Origin of the sequence: Vibrio sp. 1180_3 (assembly GCF_029478545.1) — a bacterium.
GTDB classification, from domain to species: Bacteria; Pseudomonadota; Gammaproteobacteria; order Enterobacterales; family Vibrionaceae; genus Vibrio; species Vibrio aestuarianus.
Genome location: NZ_SJFM01000009.1, coordinates 1 through 19,599, shown reverse-complemented (window position 1 = coordinate 19,599; position 19,599 = coordinate 1). Strand labels below are relative to the sequence as shown.

Annotated in this window: 15 protein-coding genes; 8 read left to right on the top strand and 7 right to left on the bottom strand. The window is 41.8% G+C overall.

The window, feature by feature from the left end:
- The first annotated feature begins 10 nt into the window (after positions 1–10).
- Positions 11–1,660, top strand: coding sequence for a pyridoxal-dependent aspartate 1-decarboxylase PanP (panP, locus tag EYW48_RS07590; RefSeq protein ID WP_171980000.1), 1,650 nt, complete (start codon positions 11–13; stop codon positions 1,658–1,660).
- Between the two features lie 307 nt (positions 1,661–1,967).
- On the top strand, positions 1,968–2,822 hold the full coding sequence (locus tag EYW48_RS07585; protein ID WP_053310018.1) for a MurR/RpiR family transcriptional regulator: 855 nt from the start codon (positions 1,968–1,970) through the stop codon (positions 2,820–2,822).
- 33 nt (positions 2,823–2,855) lie between these two features.
- Here the strand turns inward: EYW48_RS07585 and EYW48_RS07580 are convergent, their stop codons facing one another.
- Complete coding sequence (locus tag EYW48_RS07580; protein WP_277432204.1) at positions 2,856–4,097, bottom strand: iron-containing alcohol dehydrogenase; 1,242 nt, start codon at positions 4,095–4,097, stop codon at positions 2,856–2,858.
- A 293-nt stretch (positions 4,098–4,390) separates the two neighbouring features.
- On the opposite strand from EYW48_RS07580, the gene EYW48_RS07575 reads away from it, so the two are divergent.
- Positions 4,391–4,657 carry a GrxA family glutaredoxin gene (locus EYW48_RS07575; RefSeq protein WP_053310020.1) on the top strand — a complete coding sequence of 89 codons (267 nt, stop codon included), beginning with the start codon at positions 4,391–4,393 and terminating at the stop codon, positions 4,655–4,657.
- 185 nt (positions 4,658–4,842) lie between these two features.
- Positions 4,843–6,525, top strand: a complete 1,683-nt coding sequence (locus tag EYW48_RS07570; protein ID WP_053310021.1) for an aspartate:alanine antiporter — start codon at positions 4,843–4,845, stop codon at positions 6,523–6,525.
- A gap of 103 nt (positions 6,526–6,628) precedes the next feature.
- Here the strand turns inward: EYW48_RS07570 and fabV are convergent, their stop codons facing one another.
- The 3 genes from fabV to EYW48_RS07555 all read right to left on the bottom strand — a co-directional run bounded on the left by fabV (position 6,629) and on the right by EYW48_RS07555 (position 10,967).
- Entirely contained in the window at positions 6,629–7,831 is a 1,203-nt protein-coding gene (gene fabV / locus EYW48_RS07565; protein ID WP_053310022.1) for an enoyl-ACP reductase FabV, read from the bottom strand.
- A 165-nt stretch (positions 7,832–7,996) separates the two neighbouring features.
- On the bottom strand, positions 7,997–10,279 hold the full coding sequence (locus EYW48_RS07560) for an acyl-CoA dehydrogenase (RefSeq protein ID WP_277432203.1): 2,283 nt from the start codon (positions 10,277–10,279) through the stop codon (positions 7,997–7,999).
- A gap of 61 nt (positions 10,280–10,340) precedes the next feature.
- Positions 10,341–10,967, bottom strand: coding sequence for a TetR/AcrR family transcriptional regulator (locus EYW48_RS07555; RefSeq protein WP_053310024.1), 627 nt, complete (start codon positions 10,965–10,967; stop codon positions 10,341–10,343).
- A gap of 480 nt (positions 10,968–11,447) precedes the next feature.
- Here EYW48_RS07555 and EYW48_RS07550 point away from each other — a divergent pair, with 480 nt between their 5' ends.
- The 4 genes from EYW48_RS07550 (at position 11,448) to EYW48_RS07535 (ending at position 14,716) form a co-directional block, all read left to right on the top strand.
- On the top strand, positions 11,448–12,122 hold the full coding sequence (locus EYW48_RS07550) for a response regulator transcription factor (RefSeq protein WP_171979995.1): 675 nt from the start codon (positions 11,448–11,450) through the stop codon (positions 12,120–12,122).
- Entirely contained in the window at positions 12,122–13,414 is a 1,293-nt protein-coding gene (locus tag EYW48_RS07545; RefSeq protein WP_176313205.1) for a HAMP domain-containing sensor histidine kinase, read from the top strand. The genes EYW48_RS07550 and EYW48_RS07545 overlap by 1 nt, the downstream gene beginning before the upstream one ends.
- 75 nt (positions 13,415–13,489) lie before the next feature.
- Positions 13,490–14,389 carry a 1-aminocyclopropane-1-carboxylate deaminase/D-cysteine desulfhydrase gene (locus EYW48_RS07540; protein ID WP_277432202.1) on the top strand — a complete coding sequence of 300 codons (900 nt, stop codon included), beginning with the start codon at positions 13,490–13,492 and terminating at the stop codon, positions 14,387–14,389.
- Positions 14,390–14,413: 24 nt separating this feature from the next.
- The gene (locus EYW48_RS07535) at positions 14,414–14,716 is read left to right on the top strand and encodes a DUF1496 domain-containing protein (RefSeq protein WP_176313218.1); all 303 of its coding nucleotides are present in this window, start codon (positions 14,414–14,416) and stop codon (positions 14,714–14,716) included.
- Between the two features lie 44 nt (positions 14,717–14,760).
- On the opposite strand, the gene EYW48_RS07530 is transcribed toward EYW48_RS07535, so the two are convergent.
- The 3 genes from EYW48_RS07530 to EYW48_RS07520 form a co-directional block, all read right to left on the bottom strand.
- Entirely contained in the window at positions 14,761–16,014 is a 1,254-nt protein-coding gene (locus tag EYW48_RS07530; RefSeq protein WP_255199710.1) for a diguanylate cyclase, read from the bottom strand.
- An 86-nt stretch (positions 16,015–16,100) separates the two neighbouring features.
- A complete protein-coding gene (locus EYW48_RS07525) occupies positions 16,101–17,126 on the bottom strand; it encodes an ABC transporter substrate-binding protein (RefSeq protein WP_274675924.1) in 1,026 nt (341 codons plus the stop codon).
- Positions 17,127–17,533: 407 nt separating this feature from the next.
- The gene (locus EYW48_RS07520) at positions 17,534–18,715 is read right to left on the bottom strand and encodes a chemotaxis protein (RefSeq protein WP_274675925.1); all 1,182 of its coding nucleotides are present in this window, start codon (positions 18,713–18,715) and stop codon (positions 17,534–17,536) included.
- Between the last annotated feature and the right edge of the window lie 884 nt (positions 18,716–19,599).

Genomic DNA, 19,599 nt, shown 5'->3' with positions numbered 1-19,599 from the left:
ACGACGCTGTATGGTATCCGAACAGAAAACTGCAGATGTGAGTTTCGAGAGCTTACTACGAATCTTCACCGTGCCTGAAGGCCCTGACTCTACACTGACAAAAATTGAAGCAGAGCTTTCACGCAACCTTAATCTTTTCCTGCGTGAACACATTGTTGCCGAAGAAAAACCACTCAAAGAAATCGAGAAAGATTTCTCTAATGCGCACATCCCTGAAGCGCCTGAATTTGTGTCTGAACACACGCAGCACCTACTTGATACGCTCGTTTCTCATTCAGTTCACACTGCTGCGCCAAGTTTTATTGGTCATATGACCTCGGCATTGCCTTATTTCTTAATGCCGTTGTCAAAAATCATGATTGCCTTGAATCAAAACTTGGTAAAAATCGAAACATCCAAAGCATTTACCCCCTTAGAACGTCAAGTGCTGGGTATGCTGCACCGTTTGATTTATCAGCAAAATGACCTTTTTTATTCACAATGGATGCACAGTGCAGAGCACTCGCTTGGCGCATTTTGCTCGGGTGGTACTATCGCGAACATTACTGCTCTTTGGGTGGCACGCAATAATGCACTTAAAGCACAAGGTGATTTTAAAGGTGTTGAAAAAGAAGGCCTATTTAAGGCAATGCAACATTATGGATATAATGGACTGGCGATATTAGTGTCTGAACGCGGCCATTATTCTCTGAAAAAAGCAGCGGATGTACTGGGGATTGGTCAAGACAGCCTGATTTCAGTAAAAACTGATAATAATAATCGACTGTGTCCTGATGACTTACAAGCGAAAATCACCCAGCTAAAAATAGATAAGATCAAACCGTTTGCTGTCATTGGCGTTGCTGGTACAACTGAAACTGGCACAATCGATCCGTTAAAAGATATCGCGGCTATTTGCCAGCAAGAAAACTGCCATTTCCATGTTGATGCAGCTTGGGGCGGCGCAACGTTAATGTCGAATAACTACCGCCACTTACTTGATGGTATTGAACTCGCCGACTCAGTAACAATTGACGCACATAAGCAGTTATATATCCCGATGGGGGCAGGAATGGTGTTATTCAAAAACCCAGACGCAATGCATTCCATTGAACATCACGCGCAGTATATTTTGCGCAAAGGGTCGAAAGATCTCGGTAGCCACACATTGGAAGGATCTCGCTCTGGTATGGCTATGCTGGTGTATGCCAGTATGCATATCATCAGTCGGCCGGGTTATGAGCTATTGATCGATCAAAGTATTAATAAAGCACGCTATTTTGCCGACTTGATTAAACAACAAAACGATTTTGAGTTAATCTCTGAACCCGAGCTTTGTTTGCTAACCTATCGTTACCTTCCTCCAATAACGCAAAAAGCTCTCAAGTTGTCGACCGCTGAACAAAAAGCAAAACTGAACGAACTACTCAACGAGCTCACTCAATTTGTACAGAAAAAACAAAGAGAAACGGGTCGTTCATTTGTTTCTCGTACCCGCTTAAACCCAGAGCACTGGGACAAATTGGATACTATAGTTTTTCGTGTTGTATTGGCTAACCCACTGACTACCAATGAAATATTAGGCTCCGTTTTAGAAGAACAACGCCAGATCGTCAAATTAGCCCCTAACCTTATGCTTAAAATTGACCAGCTATCACAGCAGATCCTTGGCCAAATTTAACGTGATCAGTTACAGCAAATTGAAAATTTATTTCTTTTTGCTGTAACTAATTAATCATTAATTAGCCAAAAAATTCATTTTCCCTCTATTTAAACCTCAAATATGTAGTTTTCATGAAATTTTGTTTGAGGCTTGTCATATTCTCATCAATTGATGAGCTGAATTGTTACAGAATTCTACAGCCTAGGTTTATACTCCCTTCATGGCGTTGGTTTAGTCCCCCTTTTTTGGAAATGCATTATTTCCACTCCCCCAAGAGGATCATTGGCAAAATCAACGAGTTGTTCTCTTCGCCCGCGTGAACACTATGAATACATTAGAAAAAATTCAAAAAAACTTGGAAAATTTTAGCAAGTCGGAACGTAAAGTTGCTGAGGTCATTATGGCTTCACCACAAACGGCGATTCATTCAAGTATCGCGACACTGGCTAAAATGGCTGATGTCAGCGAACCCACAGTGAACCGTTTCTGTCGCCGTTTAGACACCAAAGGTTTTCCTGATTTCAAGCTTCACTTAGCACAAAGCCTTGCTAACGGAACTCCGTATGTAAACCGTAATGTTGAAGAGGAAGATGGCCCTGATGCTTATACGCATAAGATTTTCGAATCAACAATGGCGTGTTTGGACGTAGCCAAAAATAGCTTAGACCCAATGCAAATCAACCGTGCAGTGGATCTGCTTACTCAGGCTAAGCGCATCTCTTTCTTTGGATTAGGAGCCTCTTCTGCAGTTGCAAAAGATGCCCAGAACAAGTTTATCCGATTCAACATTCCGATCACTTGTTTTGAAGATATCGTTATGCAGCGTATGAGCTGCATTAACTGTACTGATAACGACGTGATCGTCTTAATTTCTCATACTGGTAGAACAAAAAGCCAAGTTGAGATAGCGAATCTTGCTCGTGAAAATGGCGCAACGGTTATCGCTATCACGGCGAAAGACTCGCCATTGGATAAAGCCAGTTCACTTTCGATCTCACTTGATGTACCAGAAGATACGGATGTTTATATGCCAATGGCCAGCCGTGTCGTACAAATGACCGTCATTGATGTACTAGCCACTGGGTTTACTCTGCGTAGAGGCTCAGGCTTCCGTGAAAATTTAAAGCGTGTAAAAGATGCTTTGAAAGATTCACGTTACGATAAGCTATCACAATTTTAATCTTGAACGGAGCCGATACTACCGGCTCCGTTTTTAATTTTGCTTACTGCTCTGCTGAAGCATAGGATCATGCACAATCTCTACACGATTTGCTGCATTAGCATCTAGTTCTTTACACCCACTCTGACAATCACAAACTTGATTCAAAATATACACCAATCGCTCTTGCGTTAACGGTAAAGGATTACCCTTGATAGCAACCGACCGTAAAGCATCATCAGCAACCTTTTCGAACGAGGTGCTACAAACACCAAATTGACTCAAGTTTGGTAGTTGCAGTTTATCGAGCATCATTTTTACCCACAAAATACCATCTTCCACATGTACGTTATTTCGACCAGTCACGATTTGTGCAATTTTCTCATAACGACTCAGTAGATCTTTACGTTTAGCTTTTCGCGCAGAGCGGATATTTTCATACATCACATGCGGAGCTAAACGTGCAGTAATAACGCTATGCGGTGCATCTAATTTGCCACCTAATGCTGAAGCTAATCCGTGCGCGGCACCTAATTTAGCATTAGTGATCGCCATACCACCCAACATGGCAGCAAATGATAGATCTGCGCGTGCTTTTTTATCATCTTTGCGACAAGCGGGTAAAATCGAACGACTTAAACGCCGCAACCCTTCTTCACAAACCATATCAGTCAATGGGTTTGGCTCTCCGCACACATAAGCTTCCATTAGATGGGTAAATGCATCCATCGCACCTCTCCCGGAAGTGTACATATCAGTCCCGTAGGTGAGCGTTGGGTCGACAATGGCCACATCAGCCAACATTTCAGGACTACGCAAACTCACTTTGACTTTATCTTGCCCTGATTTCAGTACCGCATTACGCGTTACTTCAGCCCCAGTGCTAGCGGTGGTAGGAATTGCAATAAAAGGTATCGGTTTAGTTTTAAGCGGGACACTTCTGCCAACCACTTCAACATAATCGTACACGTTTCCTTGATTGGGAATAATTGCCGCAAGCGCTTTGCCCATGTCAATCACACTACCACCACCGATAGCCACCACCATGTCAGGCTTAAACCTGCGACCAAGAATAGCGGTTTCTTCGACCATAGTGATATTGGGCTCACCGGTGATAGCCACATGTTGATAACGCATATTTTGAGTATTGAGGTATTGAGTGATGATACGTGATCGTTCTCGTTCTTTACCTGAGACCAGTAACACGCTGTAACCATATTGATTTAAGATTGAGAGCGAATTTGGCAACGCCCCTTCTCCAAAAATGATCCGAGTTGCTGTCATAAATTGAAACATGAATGCGTTCCTTTTCTCTAATCCTAATTAGCTAGTTTTAGAGTGCACTTATCCTCGTTATTTTTTCTTGATGCAGTACAACTTGAAGATAATAACCATGTAAAATGTATAAGTTTATGCGTGGTATCACAGCGAAGAATACTCGTATACATTGGTAACATCTGAAAATATCTCGCTTGCATCGTTTAAGAATTCAGCAATAGATTTTACCTATTGAAACAACAGGTGATTGCCACTTTATTTCCTTTCTTGAATCGTGCATAGTTGCACGAAACAGAATAAAGGAGAAAGCTATGTTCGTTGTTATTTTCGGCCGTCCTGGTTGCCCTTACTGTGTTCGCGCTAAAGAACACGCAGACACATTGAAACTGAAGCGTGATGACTTCAACTACCGTTATGTTGATATCCATGCTGAAGGTATCAGCAAAGCCGATTTGGAAAAGACGGTCGGTAAACCAGTAGAAACTGTGCCACAAATCTTTGTTGACCAAGAGCACATTGGCGGCTGCACCGAATTTGAAGCTTACGCGAAAGAGCATTTAGGTCTATTCGACGAGTAAAAGATGAAAACATTAGAACCCGCTGATATATAGCGGGTTTTTACCATTTAATATCAATAAATTCTCTCCTTGTTCGATCGAATCAATGAATTGTCAAATATCAAAAATTTCACTTATCTTTTTGCAATATTAAGATACAATTCCCACACTTAACCCACCTCTTGGCACACATAACGAGTTGAGCCGTGAATATCGACGTCGTACTTTTGCTTGAACAGAACCCCATTCTTCTTATTTTTGTTGTCTTAGCGATTGGCCTAGCATTTGGCAAAATTCGTTTTGGTAGCTTACAACTGGGTAATTCCATCGGTGTATTAATCACATCGTTAATTATGGGACACCTCGGTTTCTCCTTTAATGCCGAAGCGTTAACCATTGGTTTTATGCTGTTTATCTATTGTGTCGGTATCGAAGCAGGCCCGAACTTCTTCGGTATTTTCTTCCGAGATGGGAAGCACTACCTTATTTTAAGTTTGGTGGTTTTAGTCACTGCAACGTGGATTACCTATTTTGGTAGCTACTATCTCAATCTCGATTTTGGTTTAGCGGCTGGTATGATGGCTGGCGCGCTAACCTCAACGCCCGTTCTAGTGGGGGCGCAAGATGCCCTAAATTCAGGGCTAGCAACACTACCAAGGTCGATGGATCTTTCTCTTATTTTAGATAATGTCTCTGTCGGTTATGCGATGGCCTATTTAATTGGCCTTATTAGCATGATCATGTTCGCTAAATTATTGCCTAAGTTACAGAAACAAAATTTATCTGACTCTGCTCAGCAGATTGCCCAAGAGCGTGGCTTAGGCGGCAGCGGCCAACGTAAAGTGTATCTGCCCATTATTCGTGCTTACCGTGTTGGACAGGAACTGATTAATTGGGTCGATGGCCGTAACTTACGTGAGCTTGGTATTTATCGCCAAACCGGCTGCTATATTGAACGTATTCGCCGCAACGGTATTCTCGCCCACCCAGATGGTGACGCCATATTGCAAGAAGGTGATGAAATCGCACTTGTTGGTTTCCCTGACAGCCATGCTCGGCTTGACCCAAGTTTTCGAAATGGGAAAGAGGTTTTTGACCGTAACCTGCTTGACCTGCGTATCTCTGAAGAAGAAATCGTTGTTAAAAGTGACAGCATCGCAGGAAAACGCTTATCAGACCTTAATTTGTCAGAATACGGTTGTTTCCTTAACCGAGTGATTCGCGCTCAGATTGAGATGCCAATGGACTTAGACATTGTACTCGCTAAAGGGGATGTGTTGCAGGTCAGTGGGGAAAAAAGCCGTGTACAAGGGTTAGCGGACAAAATTGGTTTCATTTCGATTCACAGTCAAATGGCCGATTTATTAGCGTTTTGTAGCTTCTTCATTATTGGTATTTTATTTGGTTTAATTACCATGACTTTTGGTCAGGTTTCATTCGGTCTTGGTAATGCAGTTGGGCTTTTGCTTTCAGGTATTATGCTCGGTTTTTTAAGAGCTAATCACCCAACCTTTGGCTATGTTCCTCAAGGAGCACTAAATATGGTCAAAGATCTTGGCTTGATGTTCTTCATGGTCGGTATCGGCTTAAGCGCAGGTGGCAAAATGTTTGAGCACCTTGCAGACGTTGGTATTCAGGTTATCGGCTTAGCTTTCTTAGTCAGTGTGGTACCGGTCGTTTTTGCTTACTTAGTGGGGGCGCATATTTTAAAAATGAACCGTGCTCTACTGTTTGGTGCGATCATCGGTGCTCGCACCTGCGCTCCAGCGATGGATATTGTTAATGACTATGCTAAATCTACCATTCCTGCTCTAGGCTATGCTGGTACCTACGCGATAGCCAATATATTGATGACTTTAACTGGTACGATCTTGATTCTGCTCAGCTAGATAATACCTCTTTCCAAAGAAGAGAGGTTAGGGTTGCAAAACTAAAAGAGGCACTCATTTCTGAGTGCCTCTTTGCATTTGACGTACGATTAAATAAATATGATTAGATATCAATCACATCAAATTTAACTGCTGTCTCAACATCGGCTTCATAATCGACGCCTTCCACACCAAAACCAAACAGTTTCAAGAACTCTTCTTTATACTCAACGTAATCCGTCAGTTCTTTGAGGTTTTCAGTGGTAATTTGTGGCCACAATTCACGACAATGTTGTTGGATATCCTCACGCAATTCCCAGTCATCTAGGCGCAGACGATTTTTCTCATCAACTTCTGCGGCACTGCCGTCTTCTTTATAAAGGCGTTGACTGAACATGCGGTAGATTTGTTCCATACAACCCTCATGTACGCCTTGCTCTCGCATCTTCTTGAACACCATGGCGATATATAAAGGCATAACAGGAATCGCCGAACTCGCTTGAGTCACAACCGATTTAAGAACAGCAACATTTGCCGTACCACCAATTGCCGATAGTTTCTCATTGAGTTCAGCGGCTGCACGGTCTAGATCCATCTTGGCTTTACCAAGTGCGCCATCCCAATAGATCGGCCATGTCAATTCTGTACCAATGTAGCTATACGCTACAGTCTTACAACCTTGCGCAAGCACACCTGCATCAGATAGAGCCTTAATCCATAACTCCCAATCCTGACCACCCATTACTGTGATTGTGTCTTCAATCTCCTGCTCAGTCGCAGGTTCAACACTGGCTTCAATAATAGTGTCTTTATTGGTATCAACCGCCGTTGATGTGTAAGTTTGACCAATAGGCTTTAGCGATGAACGAACCAATTCACCAGTATCTGGTAACTTACGCACTGGAGAAGCTAACGAATAAACCACCATATCAACTTGACCTAGGTCTTGTTTAATCAGTTCAATCGTCTTTTCTTTAGCTTCGTTAGAGAATGCATCACCATTTAGGCTTTTCGCATATAAACCCGCTTCATGAGCAAGTTTGTCAAACGCAGCCGCATTGTAGAAACCGGCAGTTCCTGGTTTCTTCTCTGTCGCTGGTTTTTCAAAGAAAACCCCGATAGTCGCAGCATTACCGCCAAAGGCTGCTGCAATACGAGAAGACAGGCCATAACCACTTGATGAGCCCACAACAAGTACACGCTTAGGTGCATTTTTAATTGGACCTTGCGCTTTAGTGTAAGCAATTTGTTCTTTTACATTAGCTTCACAACCCACTGGGTGCGTTGTCGTACAGATAAATCCGCGAATTTTAGGTTTGATGATCATATTCAACTTCCTTCAAAAATCTCAGCTAGGATAAAAGTTTCGCCCACAAATCTCACCTTATTTCTTTCAAAATAAGCAGAAATTGCAAGTGGTTGGATCACTGCTTCCCAAAAAACAAAGGCACCCTTGATAGGTGCCTTAATTAATTAGTGTTCTTTTTACTCGCTACGCGACGTTATTTAGCTTTGGCTTTCCCGGCTTATTGGTCATTACCTCGCTAAAATCATGACTAAAATGGTCAACTTGTATTGCCTTATAACGCAATTTATCTGCTTCTAAAATTTGATCAACTTCAGTTTGAGTCAGAACGTTGGCTTGTAAAGCCTGAGCAAGCCTATCAGCCAGTGCGCCTTTGCGGGCAACTTTACCCTCTTTGGCTGCGCGGAACAGCTTACGCTCAAGGCTATTAATACCGTACATAGCTAAAAAAGCTTGTTCCATTAATCCAACACTGTCATTTTCTTCTTCTCCGATGTAACAGAGATGTGTAAGACGATCACGGTGAGCACCTGGTGTCATTAGGCTTTCTGCTAATTTAACTGACAATTCATCGCTCGGTTTTGCAAAATGATTCCCCAATGGGAATACCAATATTTTTAATAAACGTCCAACAACTTTAGTTGGAAAGTTTGTATAGGCTTCTTGCAATGACTGAGCCGCATGATGCAAACAGTGTTGAACTGCGTAGTGCACGTAATCGAGGTCAGCCTGTTGACGTCCTTCATCTTCGTATTTTTTCAGCGTCGCTGATGCCATGTACAGGTAACTTAGACCATCGCCCAAGCGCGCGGAAATCATTTCTTTACGTTTAAGCTCACCACCTAGAGTCAACATGGCAAAATCTGCACTCACCGCTAGAGCACGACTCATACGGGTTAACTGCTGATAATAAGTTTTAGTTGGTCCACTCATATCTGCTTTAATAAAGCGTGAACCTGTCAACGCAGCGCCCACAGCACCGAACGTGTTCTTGGTAGCATGAGCGATATGTTTAAACAGCAGTTTGTCGAAATCTTTAGCGCCTTGCTTAACATCTGGGTTGGCCGCAGCTTCCATTTCCTTTAGTACATAAGGGTGGCAACGCGTTGCGCCTTGACCAAAAATCATTAAGTTACGAGTCAGAATATTCGCCCCTTCCACCGTAATCGCAACGGGAATACCTAGATAATGCGTACCTAAATAATTCATTGGACCATCTTGAATCGCACGCCCAGAATGAATATCCATCGAATCATTTAAGATCGTACGGGCAATTTCCGTCATGTGATATTTAGCAATCGCGGTCACAATACCCGGCTTTTCTTTAAGGTCTAGTGAGGTCGTTGTCAGCGTGCGCGTCGCTTCCAATAAATAAGTTAGCCCACCAATACGTCCTAATGCTTCAGCAACACCTTCAAATTTACCTATCGACATTCCGAACTGTTTGCGAACATAAGCGTAAGCACCCGTCGTGCGAGAAGTCAGATGACCAATTGCCGTTCCCAATGCAGGTAGAGAAATACCACGCCCAGCAGATAAGCATTCAACCAACATTCGCCAACCTTTACCGGCATAATCCGCACCGCCAATCAGCCAATCCATTGGTATGAAAACATCTTGTCCACGAGTCGGGCCATTCATAAAAGCAAGGCCAAGTGGGTCATGACGTTCGCCAATTTCAACCCCTTTATGATTGGCAGGAATGAGAGCACAGGTAATGCCAATATCTTCTTTGTCACCCAATAACTTGTCAGGATCACTCAGCTTAAATGCCAGACCTAATACGGTTGCCACCGGAGCGAGCGTTATATAGCGCTTGTTCCAGCTCAGCTTGATACCAAGCACTTCTTTACCTTCATACTTACCATAGCAAACCACGCCTTGATCAGGAATACCACCAGCATCAGAGCCCGCTTCAGGGCCTGTCAAAGCAAAACAAGGGATATCGGTACCATCAGCAAGACGCGGTAACCAATAATCTTTTTGCTCTTGTGTACCGTAGTGAGAAAGCAGTTCACCAGGCCCAAGCGAGTTTGGTACCATAACGGTAACAGCGGTACTGATACTACGAGTCGCAATACGTGACACAATTGTAGAGTTCGCTAATGCTGAAAATTCTCGGCCACCATAAGCTTTAGAAATGATAAGAGAAAAGAAACGCTCCTTACGTAAGAATTCCCATACCTCTTTAGGTAAATCACGATCTTCTTTTACGATCTTGTGATCATCTAGCATTGATAGCAGGGTTTCTAACTCGTTATCAATGAAAGATTGCTCTTCACTTGATAACGTTGGTTTAGGGTAATGATGCAGCTTTTTGAAATCTGGCTTGCCAGAAAATAGCTCCCCATCCCACCAAACACTCCCGGCTTCCATCGCTTCTTTTTCCGTATCAGATAACGGTGGCAATACCTGTTTAAACAGTTTAAAAGCTGGGTCGCTTATCCATTTTCTTCGTAGAGAGCTCATAGTTCAGATCCTTTTGTTCACTTGGATTTTTACTGCTTTATTATAATAAATAGTTGGGTAGTTACTCAGCAGCCACACCGGCAGCCAAATAGGGAATTATCATGTCAACTACGGTTTTTACATCCACTTGTGTGCCAAAATCATTCTCGGCAATATCGGCCAAGGCTTGGCTTGAAGCCATAGTAAAAACACAAGTACCTAACGTGAAATGCAAGCGCCAGAAAAGTGTTTCAGGCGTTAAACTTGGGTTGGCTTTCAACACTGACTGTGTGAAAAGTGACAACACCTCACTATAACGAGTGGTGATAAACCAACGTAAATGACCTTGCACATCGGTATAACCTCTTCCTATCAACAACATAAAACGACTCGTACCATTAGGCCTTAAATCATTTAAGGACCTAAGTGGGGCACGTAAAGATTCAAAAACATCGGCCATGCTGTATTGTTCTTGGGTATTCAATGTCATTAAGGCTTCGTTAACGGCAGGCATGAAAGCCTCTAAATAACGATTCAGTACCGCACGAACTAATGTTTTTTTGTCACCAAAGTGATAATTAACAGAGGCCAAGTTCACGCCAGCTTTACTGGTAATAGCTCTTAACGAAGTATCGTTGAAGCCATGCTCAGCAAACAATCCTTCGGCTACATCTAGGATTTTATCTTTGGTGCTACTTCTTGATGCCATTTCAATCACTCGTATCAAACACGTGTTTGAAATATACTATTGCCACATTTAATTAACAAGCAATTAACATCACACTTTTGAAAGATGGTCTGACCAGAACTGTGGGGAACTTAGACAACTGATTGAATTTATTTAATTTAAAAAATCGATGGAAAATTTTTAATAAAAAAGTGAACTCATTGAGAAAAGCTTAGTCTGAATAGGTGTAGTTAACAGAGCATCAAGAGTTTTACAGGCCGTCAAATTTTTCTTCTTACTGATAACTACGCCACTGCTTTTTCTTATTTAACTCCTATGTTTATTTGTATCCGCCCAGTGCCTTTTGCTCTGGGCTTTTTTTTATGTCTCATAACGCGGTTTTTCTGCTGAGATTTGACAACGAAAATCAACTTAAAAGACAAAGCTCACCTCACCAATCACTCCTTTTCATTTCGTAGTTCACGATGCACTATAGGTAAGTAAGAAAAAGAAGGTAGCGTCATGAAAAAAATACTCCTTATTGAAGATAACCGCGAAGTCGCAGGCATTTTGTTTGATTATTTCGAAAGCCTCGGCATGGAGCTCGATTATGCCGATAACGGTGAGCTAGGACTAACCTTGGCGACAAGCCAATCATTTGACATCATTATTTTAGACTTGATGCTGCCACGTATGAATGGCCTGACTATTTGTGAAAAGTTACGTGAAATGGGCAATATCACGCCTATTTTGATGTTAACTGCATTAGACAGCCGTGAGGATATGCTCGAAGGATTTAAGTATGGTGCTGATGATTATCTAACCAAGCCTTTTGACCTCGCAATTTTAGAAGCAAGAATGCGCGCATTGACCAACCGCTACCGAGGAAATGTCGCCAATAGCATGCTCTGTTATGGCTCGCTCTCTATCGACCAACACACGCGCCGAGCACTTCGGGAGGGAAAAGCCTTAGCGCTCAACCCAACCACTTATACCATTTTGGAAATGCTCTGTTCACGAGCACCTAATGTGGTATCACGAGAAGAGATAGCTCGACAATTATGGCCGGAATGCGAACCTGAAAATGATGTATTACGAAGCCATATTTACCAACTTAGAAATCAACTAGATAAACCCTTTACCCAACCTATGTTGATTACTGTACCTAAGGTTGGGTTTCGGTTAGAGGAAGCGTAATGCGCCGTTCTATAATCAATAATACGCGGACATTGACAGGCCGTTTAGCTCTGTTTTTCACAGGCTTATCCTTGGTCTTAGGCTTTGTGATTTATGCAATTTTTTATACCACATTACATTGGTCAGAAGACCGTGTTGGCGAGCGCCGTATCCTGATAGACAAAGAAGAGGCAATCTATCGTTTTAATCACGGCGAGTCTGGATATGTAAAAATTGATATCTTAACTGATGCCTATAATGATCTGGAATTGGTTCCTAGCTACTACAAACAGAAATACATTGATCATGACACTTTTTTAGGAGAAATAGGAGAAGGAGAAAGCTCACGCATGGTTCTATTCGGTTCGTATTACCATGAAGGTGAAAAAAAACCGTTAATTCTATTAAGTAAAATTGACGAATTAGAATTCCGAACGGGTGAACTATTTTTCTCTGGCATTATTGTTTTGTCGTGCGTTGCGGCGCTGATGCTCATATTTGGCGGGTTGTTATACCGCCTCTCACGCCACCTAATCGAACCAATTAATAATTTAATTGATCAATTGAACAATCATAAAGGTAACGCACAGCATACCTTTACGATTTCTGACGGGGCTGCAACCGAATTTGAATTACTCACGAAAAAAATGAACCAATATCGCCGTGACATTCAGTTATTAATAAAACGAGAGCAATCCTTTGGCCGATACGCTAGTCATGAACTAAGAACGCCGCTCACCATCATTAAGGGAGCCAATGCATTACTTGCATTAAACCCTGTATCCGAGTTTCAAAAGCGCCAATTAGTTAGAATTGAAGATGCAACATCACAAATGAGCACTATTGTCGACGCTCTACTTGGCTTGGTTCGCTATGAACGCAACCCACCAAGCGCTCCTAATCGTCTGTTACTACAGCATGAAGTCATTGCAACAATTAACAATAGCAGAATGCAAGCTGGTGATAAAAACATTGATATTGAGTTTATTTTTCACAGTTCACCTTCCATTAAAGCGACCGCTCCGGTCATTGAAATGATTGTCGGTAATCTACTACGAAATGCTATTGCCGCGACGCGCCAAGGTAAAATAACTATCACACTTAGCCAAGCTGAACTCATTATCCAAGACCAAGGTATGGGGCTGTCCGATCAATCGAGCGAGGATGGACATGGTTTGGGGCTACTGATTGTTAGCGACCTCTGCCAACGTTATGGTTGGTTTTTTAGCCTCAGTAATCATGAGCAAGGCGGATGCATTGCTCGTATCTGCTTTCAAGAAGAACATGCTGACGAGAAACCATTAAACGAATAATGACCTTACCCTGTGAAGCTGCACTAAAGGAAAGATAGGTATATACTGCCGCACTGTTTTATGTAGGCTCTGATAATGAAACTATCCGACACTCCTATCACGCAGCACATTTTTGCTAATAAGCATTTTTATTTAAAACGTGATGACCAGTTGCACAGCCATTTCTCTGGTAATAAGGCCAGAAAATTTATGGCGCTGTTAGATACTAAAGATGAGATCACAACAACGTTAATCAGCTATGGGTCCGTACAAGCCAATTCATTATACTCAATGGCTGCGCTGGCCAATATAAAGGGATGGTCCTTTGAGTTTTATGTCGACCGCATCCCGTCATGGCTCAAGCAAAAACCGATTGGCAATTACCGTGGAGCACTTGATCTCGGCGCAAAAATCGTTGAAGTGAGTGGCGTTTCCCCAGTGCCTATCCACCCTGAAGAATATATTCGCACGCAGCGGCAGCCTGATGCTCATTGCTTGGTGATGCCTGAAGGTGGGCGCTCACCGATCGCTAAAGTGGGTATTAAACAGCTCGCGATGGAAATTCTTAATTGGGCACGGTTTGAGAACAAACAATCTTTTGTGGTTGCACTTCCCTCTGGTACTGGAACAACCGCGTTATTTCTCCACAAATATTTAAAGCCACATGGTATTGAGGTGCTCACTTGCTCATGTGTCGGGGGTAATGACTATCTGACCAAGCAGTTTGATGACTTAGGAGAAAGCGACCACCCAGTCATATTATCTCCAAACAAAAAACATCACTTTGGGCAATTGTATGCCGCTGACTACCACGTTTGGCAGCAACTCCTAGAACAAACACATGTTGAGTTTGATCTACTCTACGACCCATTAATGTGGCAATGCTTGCTGCCTTGGATGCAAGATAACCCACAGCAATCTATTATTTATATTCACCAAGGTGGGCTGCTAGGAAACGAAAGCATGCTACCTCGCTACCAACGCAAATTCGATTAAGCTAACAAAACGAGGAACATGATGATGCTGAGAACTTGTTTATCTGGACTTAGAAACTGCTCGTGGAGCTGCTATCTTCTTTCTACATTGCTTATTGCGCCGTTGACCGTCACTGCAAAAGTAATCTCAACACCATCTAACCCGTTGGTAGTGACTGGTACAGGGAAATCGCAGCAGCGAGTCTGCTACTACAATGACAAAGCGTATTCAATTGGTGCGGTATTGCAAGTGGGTGAAGTATACATGCTATGCAAAGAAGCAAACGATTTCGAAAAAAATGGCGCATTACGCTGGGTAATATTAGAAAAAACCAAGCAAGAAGAATAAACGTGAGCCTGCAAACATCACGATTCTATTTTTCGGCCTATTTATTAGCTAACCTTATCTTCCATAGTGAATACGCCGCTATGATGTTCAAGGTTCTGACAATAGGTATTTCCCGGCACCTGTTTAGCCTCATACATCGCTTCGTCGGCAAGCTTCATCAACTTGTGGCTATTTTCCGATTGTAGTGGAAAGTAACTAATGCCAATACTGACACCAACGTACAACACCTCATCGTTAAACTCGATCGGTTGCCCTATCGCTTGGATCACTTGTCTAACTTTTCGATAAACAAACTCATAGTCATCGATAAGATCTAAACAGATCACAAATTCATCGCCCCCCAGCCTACCAGAGAAATCCGAGCGGCGAATACTTGCATCTATCCTAATCGCAACCTGTTTCAAGATTTCGTCGCCAGCGCTATGTCCTTTACTATCGTTAATCTCTTTAAAATTATCTAAATCCATGAAAAGAAGAGCAAGTTTTACCCCCGTCCTGTTCGCTTTGATAATCGCACTCTCCAGCGATTTTTCAAACGCTCGGCGGTTACGCAGACCAGTTAACGGATCATGTTCAGATAAAAATAGTAATTGCTTTTTCTGTTTTTGCAGTTCAGAGGTTTGACGGTCCACTTCCAACTGCAGTTCATCTTTGGTAATGGTCGTTATCTTTAACGACTCTTTCATACGGTTAAAGAAATCAGCTAAAGCCTCAAACTCAGCATCTAAGCTTGCCGATACAATTTTACTGTTCAAGTCTCCTTGAGCTAATTCAAAAATACCTTGTTTGAGTGAGGCAAATCCGGCTTTGAAACGTTTCAATATAAGCCAAGCGATCCCACTAACTAATATTGAAAAAAACAATAATTTCAAGGCACTCGCAACCACAGTAGCACGCTGGCTGTCGGTGCTTCGAATCAAAACAGATTTTTGTAGATAAAACAATTCTTCAGTCATGCTTTGTACCAACATGTTGTAGCGAGAATGCAAAAGCCCTTTCGCATTGATATATGAATTTGATACTGTCTGTGAGATTTGATTTGAGGCGAGAGTTTTTTCTTGCTGTAGCAATACCGCTAAACTGGTATTCATCCGTTGTAAATTGGTAATGTGTTTTTCCATCATATGGTGGTTTGATAATTTCTCTGACAAATTTTGTTGGGCAATCTCCACTTGCTCCAAGCTCGCGTCATCAGAATACTGCAAAAATATCCACAACTGGCTACGCAATAAATCCACACTCTGTTGAATTTGTATAATATCTTCTAACTCTTTTTTAGTGTGTTCCTGCTCTGTCAATACACTCCATAACGAAAAAACAATTAGTAGCACAAGGAAGAAAGTGGAGACGAACAACAATGTCAGCTTTCGAGAAAGTGAACTTATCATTTGATCGATACCTCACTATGCAATACTTCTTCTAGCGGTTTAGAATATAACACTGATCTAAAATCGGGCTTATTACCCGCAACTAAACGTGCATCAATAGCCCACCGAGCCTGCAGTTGAATATTTGATAATAATGCATTGCCTAAAGACAAACGAAAGACATAATCATCCCACGACCACTTTAGCTGATGTAACCGTATGCCAAGAGCCTTAGAAACAATCAGCATCGACTGCCCAGTATTTAGGCTGATCCATTCATTGGCATCTTTTAACGCGAGTAAAATTGAAACAATTTCATCATGTGAGCTGTAAGCGGTTTCTTTCATCGAAAGCAAATTAAATGACAAATGATAGATCCCAAGTAAACCTAAATTGAGTACATCAGATGACGCAGTCACTTCCGTTTTATAACCGTAAGGTTCCCAAGCTGAAATGGCATCCACCTCAAATGCAAACAGAGCTGAGTTAAGCTCTTGAGCTGGTAAATACACTTTTTCAACGGGCATATCTTTCAGATCATTGGCAATCAAAAGAGAGTCAAAATAAAATTCACTCGCACTGGCTTTAACTATCCCAACACGCTTTCCTTTCAGATCACTTAACTTGCCTATTTCCAACGACTCTAAGGTCAATAATTTTAAATCGTTGTCCGACTCAACAAAGCTCGTCAACAATGCAAAATCATCTCGCTTAAACAGTTCAAACACGACTACAGATTCTGAAGCCGTAGCATAATCAACCTGACCTTCAAATAATGCTTGAGAACATGCAACCCCGCCCATACAAGGAATCAACTCAACATTAACTCCATGTTTAGCAAAAAAACCTTGCTGAAAAGCAATAAAAAATGGTGAAGATAGCGGTGTTTGAGACACCCCAATTTTGATTATTCTATTATTCGTCAGCGTCTGTTTTTCATGTCCCTTAACAGCCCACAACAGTGTGATGACCAACAATACAACAATCGATATGACGACCTTGCCAACAACGCTTGCCTTTCTCTTCATAGTGCCCACAGCCAACTTATAAAATGAGTTTTATATAGGATAGTTTAGCCATGAATTGAAATAATTCTAAAGCAAAGCGCAATATAATAATGTTTGAATATACCCTTCCTATTTGAAGCTGCAGCGGTGTTGGCTACATTCGCTCACCCCAATCACATAGCTTATCTATGCTCATGGGGATGAACTCACTGGCCGCCTACCTGCAACTTCAAATGGTTTGGGTATAAATTATGAAGATGAGACAATAGGCCAAAGTATCTAGGCTAATGCTCACTAAAGATATGCCTGAAGGTTAGCAATGCGCATAAACGCAAGCTTTAAGGAGAGAAGTACACAAACTCTTGCTGAGCGGAGCTCCGGCACTTCTCATATATTCACTACAGCAATGGAAAAACCTTTAAATTTTAAAACCATTGATAGAATTATTGCGACGCCTTTCCTCTTGCCGAGCGTTTACCAAAATGATAACCAAGCCCAAGAGGAGCAAAGAAAATAGCGATAATAAATAACACAAAATAGACAATGGTACTTTTGATTAATTCGATCAACTTATCCATGGCTAAAGTCAGTATATCTTGCGATATCACCTCTAGATCTTGAGCGAATTTCTCTCTCTCATCCGATACAATAACAGCTAGTGCTTTACGCTCTCGTTCGACCATATTGATCAACTCAATGCGCTCTCTTGCAACCATGTCATCCAATGCTTGCCTTTGCACACTCAGTTGTGCCAGTTTTTCGTCTGTTTTAGTGTCAATATCATTCACTAATGGTTGTAATTCAATCGCCATTTGTTCCGCTAAGTTACGCATGTAATCAGGATTATTTTCAATAAAATTTTGAAAAGCATCAGAACTTTTTCTAAGGCTATCTAATGTTATCGTCAGCTCTTCAACGCTCGCATTACTATTGAGAGCAAGCAGTTTTGCTTTCCACGACATCAGCTTAAATGTTTGATCTGAAGCCAAGCTGACACGGTCAGAGATATCACCAAGCGCTTCTGGCATCGACCCTAACGTAGTGACCACTTCATCTGCGTCGATATTGTTTGCTACTAACCACGCTCTATAAGCAGGAGTGCGCGGAAAAGTTAAGTCAGTAAAAGGATGTGCTTGCGAGAATTGAGTAACAAACGCTTGGCTTTGTCGGTAAGCATCGCCTTTGAGTAAAGATTTTGCCAGTTCATCGATACTGTTTTTCAACTGAATGGATAGATTTTGTGCATGCTCAGTTTTAAACAGTGAATCCCCAGCTTGTGATTGGAAAAATTGCTCCATTTGATAAGTAAATACCCAGCTATCTATCAGGGCTGCCATAGGCGAAACCTGATAGGCAGAGCGCTGCATACCTTCTTCAGCGTTAATCTTCCACAGTAATACGTAAGACTGATTCACTTGATCATTACTGTCGTATGTTGCCGCAATGTCATCTGCAGACTGTTCAACCAGAGAGAAAAACTGTTGTGCATACTCTCTAGTCAAAATTCTCGTATTCAGTTCTTGCTTGGTTAACGGTGTTGGGCCATCAAGTTTTACTTCCAATAATGAACAGGCACTAAGCCCCATGGCGATGATGAGCGAAATAAAAACGCGATAAAAGAACATGATGACCTCAAACCTAACTGATTGTTGCTATTGATATATACCCAAACAACTTGAAGTTGCAGGTAGGCGGCAAGTGAGTTCATCCCCAGAGCATAGATAAACTATGTGATTGGGATGAGTGAACGTAGCCAACACCGCTGCAATTTCAAGTCGGAGGGTATAATGAATTTCCAGCACAGTATAGCGTTTGGGTTATGGAAGTCAGTATATTTTCTGCCACAGAAGCGCGTAGCCAATGGCTGCAAGCACGTTATGAGTGTTAGCTATTCCTCAGGCTTTGCTGTTATGCACGGAAAAACACGCCGAGTAGCACGCGATCTTTGATAATGAACTCGATTCAGATTACTAGATAAGCATTTGCCGTTCTTGGTTGGTGCGTTGTTTTGCCATTTTAAATCTCCTTTGGGTTGGAGAGTTGATCTTATTATTCGTGCTGAAAGATCAGAATGTAGGGGTTTATGACGTGCTTGCTAAACATCGGTAATCGACCCAATATAAAGTTTCACAAATATTCTCGTGATTATTCCTATTTGAAAAATAACAATAAGAATACTTAACAATAAGAATTAGGCAGTCTAAATGAATATAATCGGATGCAAGCATGAGAGTGATTCTCTACATGTCAAAAGCAAGGATATAAAAAAGTTAAAATTGGATGTCATACGGATTACTTCCCAAAAAGATTTTATATCTAGTAAGGCATCTGGTAAAGCGCTGATTCAAGATCTGCGTAACATAAAGAATACCTGGAACCGTATATACCCGTGATCATTGAAGATGCTTGATTTTCAATAGAATCAGGATCATGCTACAAACCATGAAAATCACACTGACTCCTCAACAGAAACTGCAACTCGAACAGATGCACGACATTGAGCGTGATA

Bases quoted from the DNA above. Each gene is read 5' to 3' on its own strand.
- EYW48_RS07585 (WP_053310018.1), top strand. From the start codon at position 1,968: ATGAATACATTAGAAAAAATTCAAAAAAACTTGGAAAATTTTAGCAAG.
- EYW48_RS07545 (WP_176313205.1), top strand. From the start codon at position 12,122: ATGCGCCGTTCTATAATCAATAATACGCGGACATTGACAGGCCGTTTA.
- EYW48_RS07520 (WP_274675925.1), bottom strand. From the start codon at position 18,715: ATGTTCTTTTATCGCGTTTTTATTTCGCTCATCATCGCCATGGGGCTT.
- panP (WP_171980000.1), top strand. From the start codon at position 11: ATGGTATCCGAACAGAAAACTGCAGATGTGAGTTTCGAGAGCTTACTA.
- EYW48_RS07575 (WP_053310020.1), top strand. From the start codon at position 4,391: ATGTTCGTTGTTATTTTCGGCCGTCCTGGTTGCCCTTACTGTGTTCGC.
- EYW48_RS07550 (WP_171979995.1), top strand. From the start codon at position 11,448: ATGAAAAAAATACTCCTTATTGAAGATAACCGCGAAGTCGCAGGCATT.
- fabV (WP_053310022.1), bottom strand. From the start codon at position 7,831: ATGATCATCAAACCTAAAATTCGCGGATTTATCTGTACGACAACGCAC.
- EYW48_RS07580 (WP_277432204.1), bottom strand. From the start codon at position 4,097: ATGTTTCAATTTATGACAGCAACTCGGATCATTTTTGGAGAAGGGGCG.
- EYW48_RS07540 (WP_277432202.1), top strand. From the start codon at position 13,490: ATGAAACTATCCGACACTCCTATCACGCAGCACATTTTTGCTAATAAG.
- EYW48_RS07560 (WP_277432203.1), bottom strand. From the start codon at position 10,279: ATGAGCTCTCTACGAAGAAAATGGATAAGCGACCCAGCTTTTAAACTG.
- EYW48_RS07535 (WP_176313218.1), top strand. From the start codon at position 14,414: ATGCTGAGAACTTGTTTATCTGGACTTAGAAACTGCTCGTGGAGCTGC.
- EYW48_RS07555 (WP_053310024.1), bottom strand. From the start codon at position 10,967: ATGGCATCAAGAAGTAGCACCAAAGATAAAATCCTAGATGTAGCCGAA.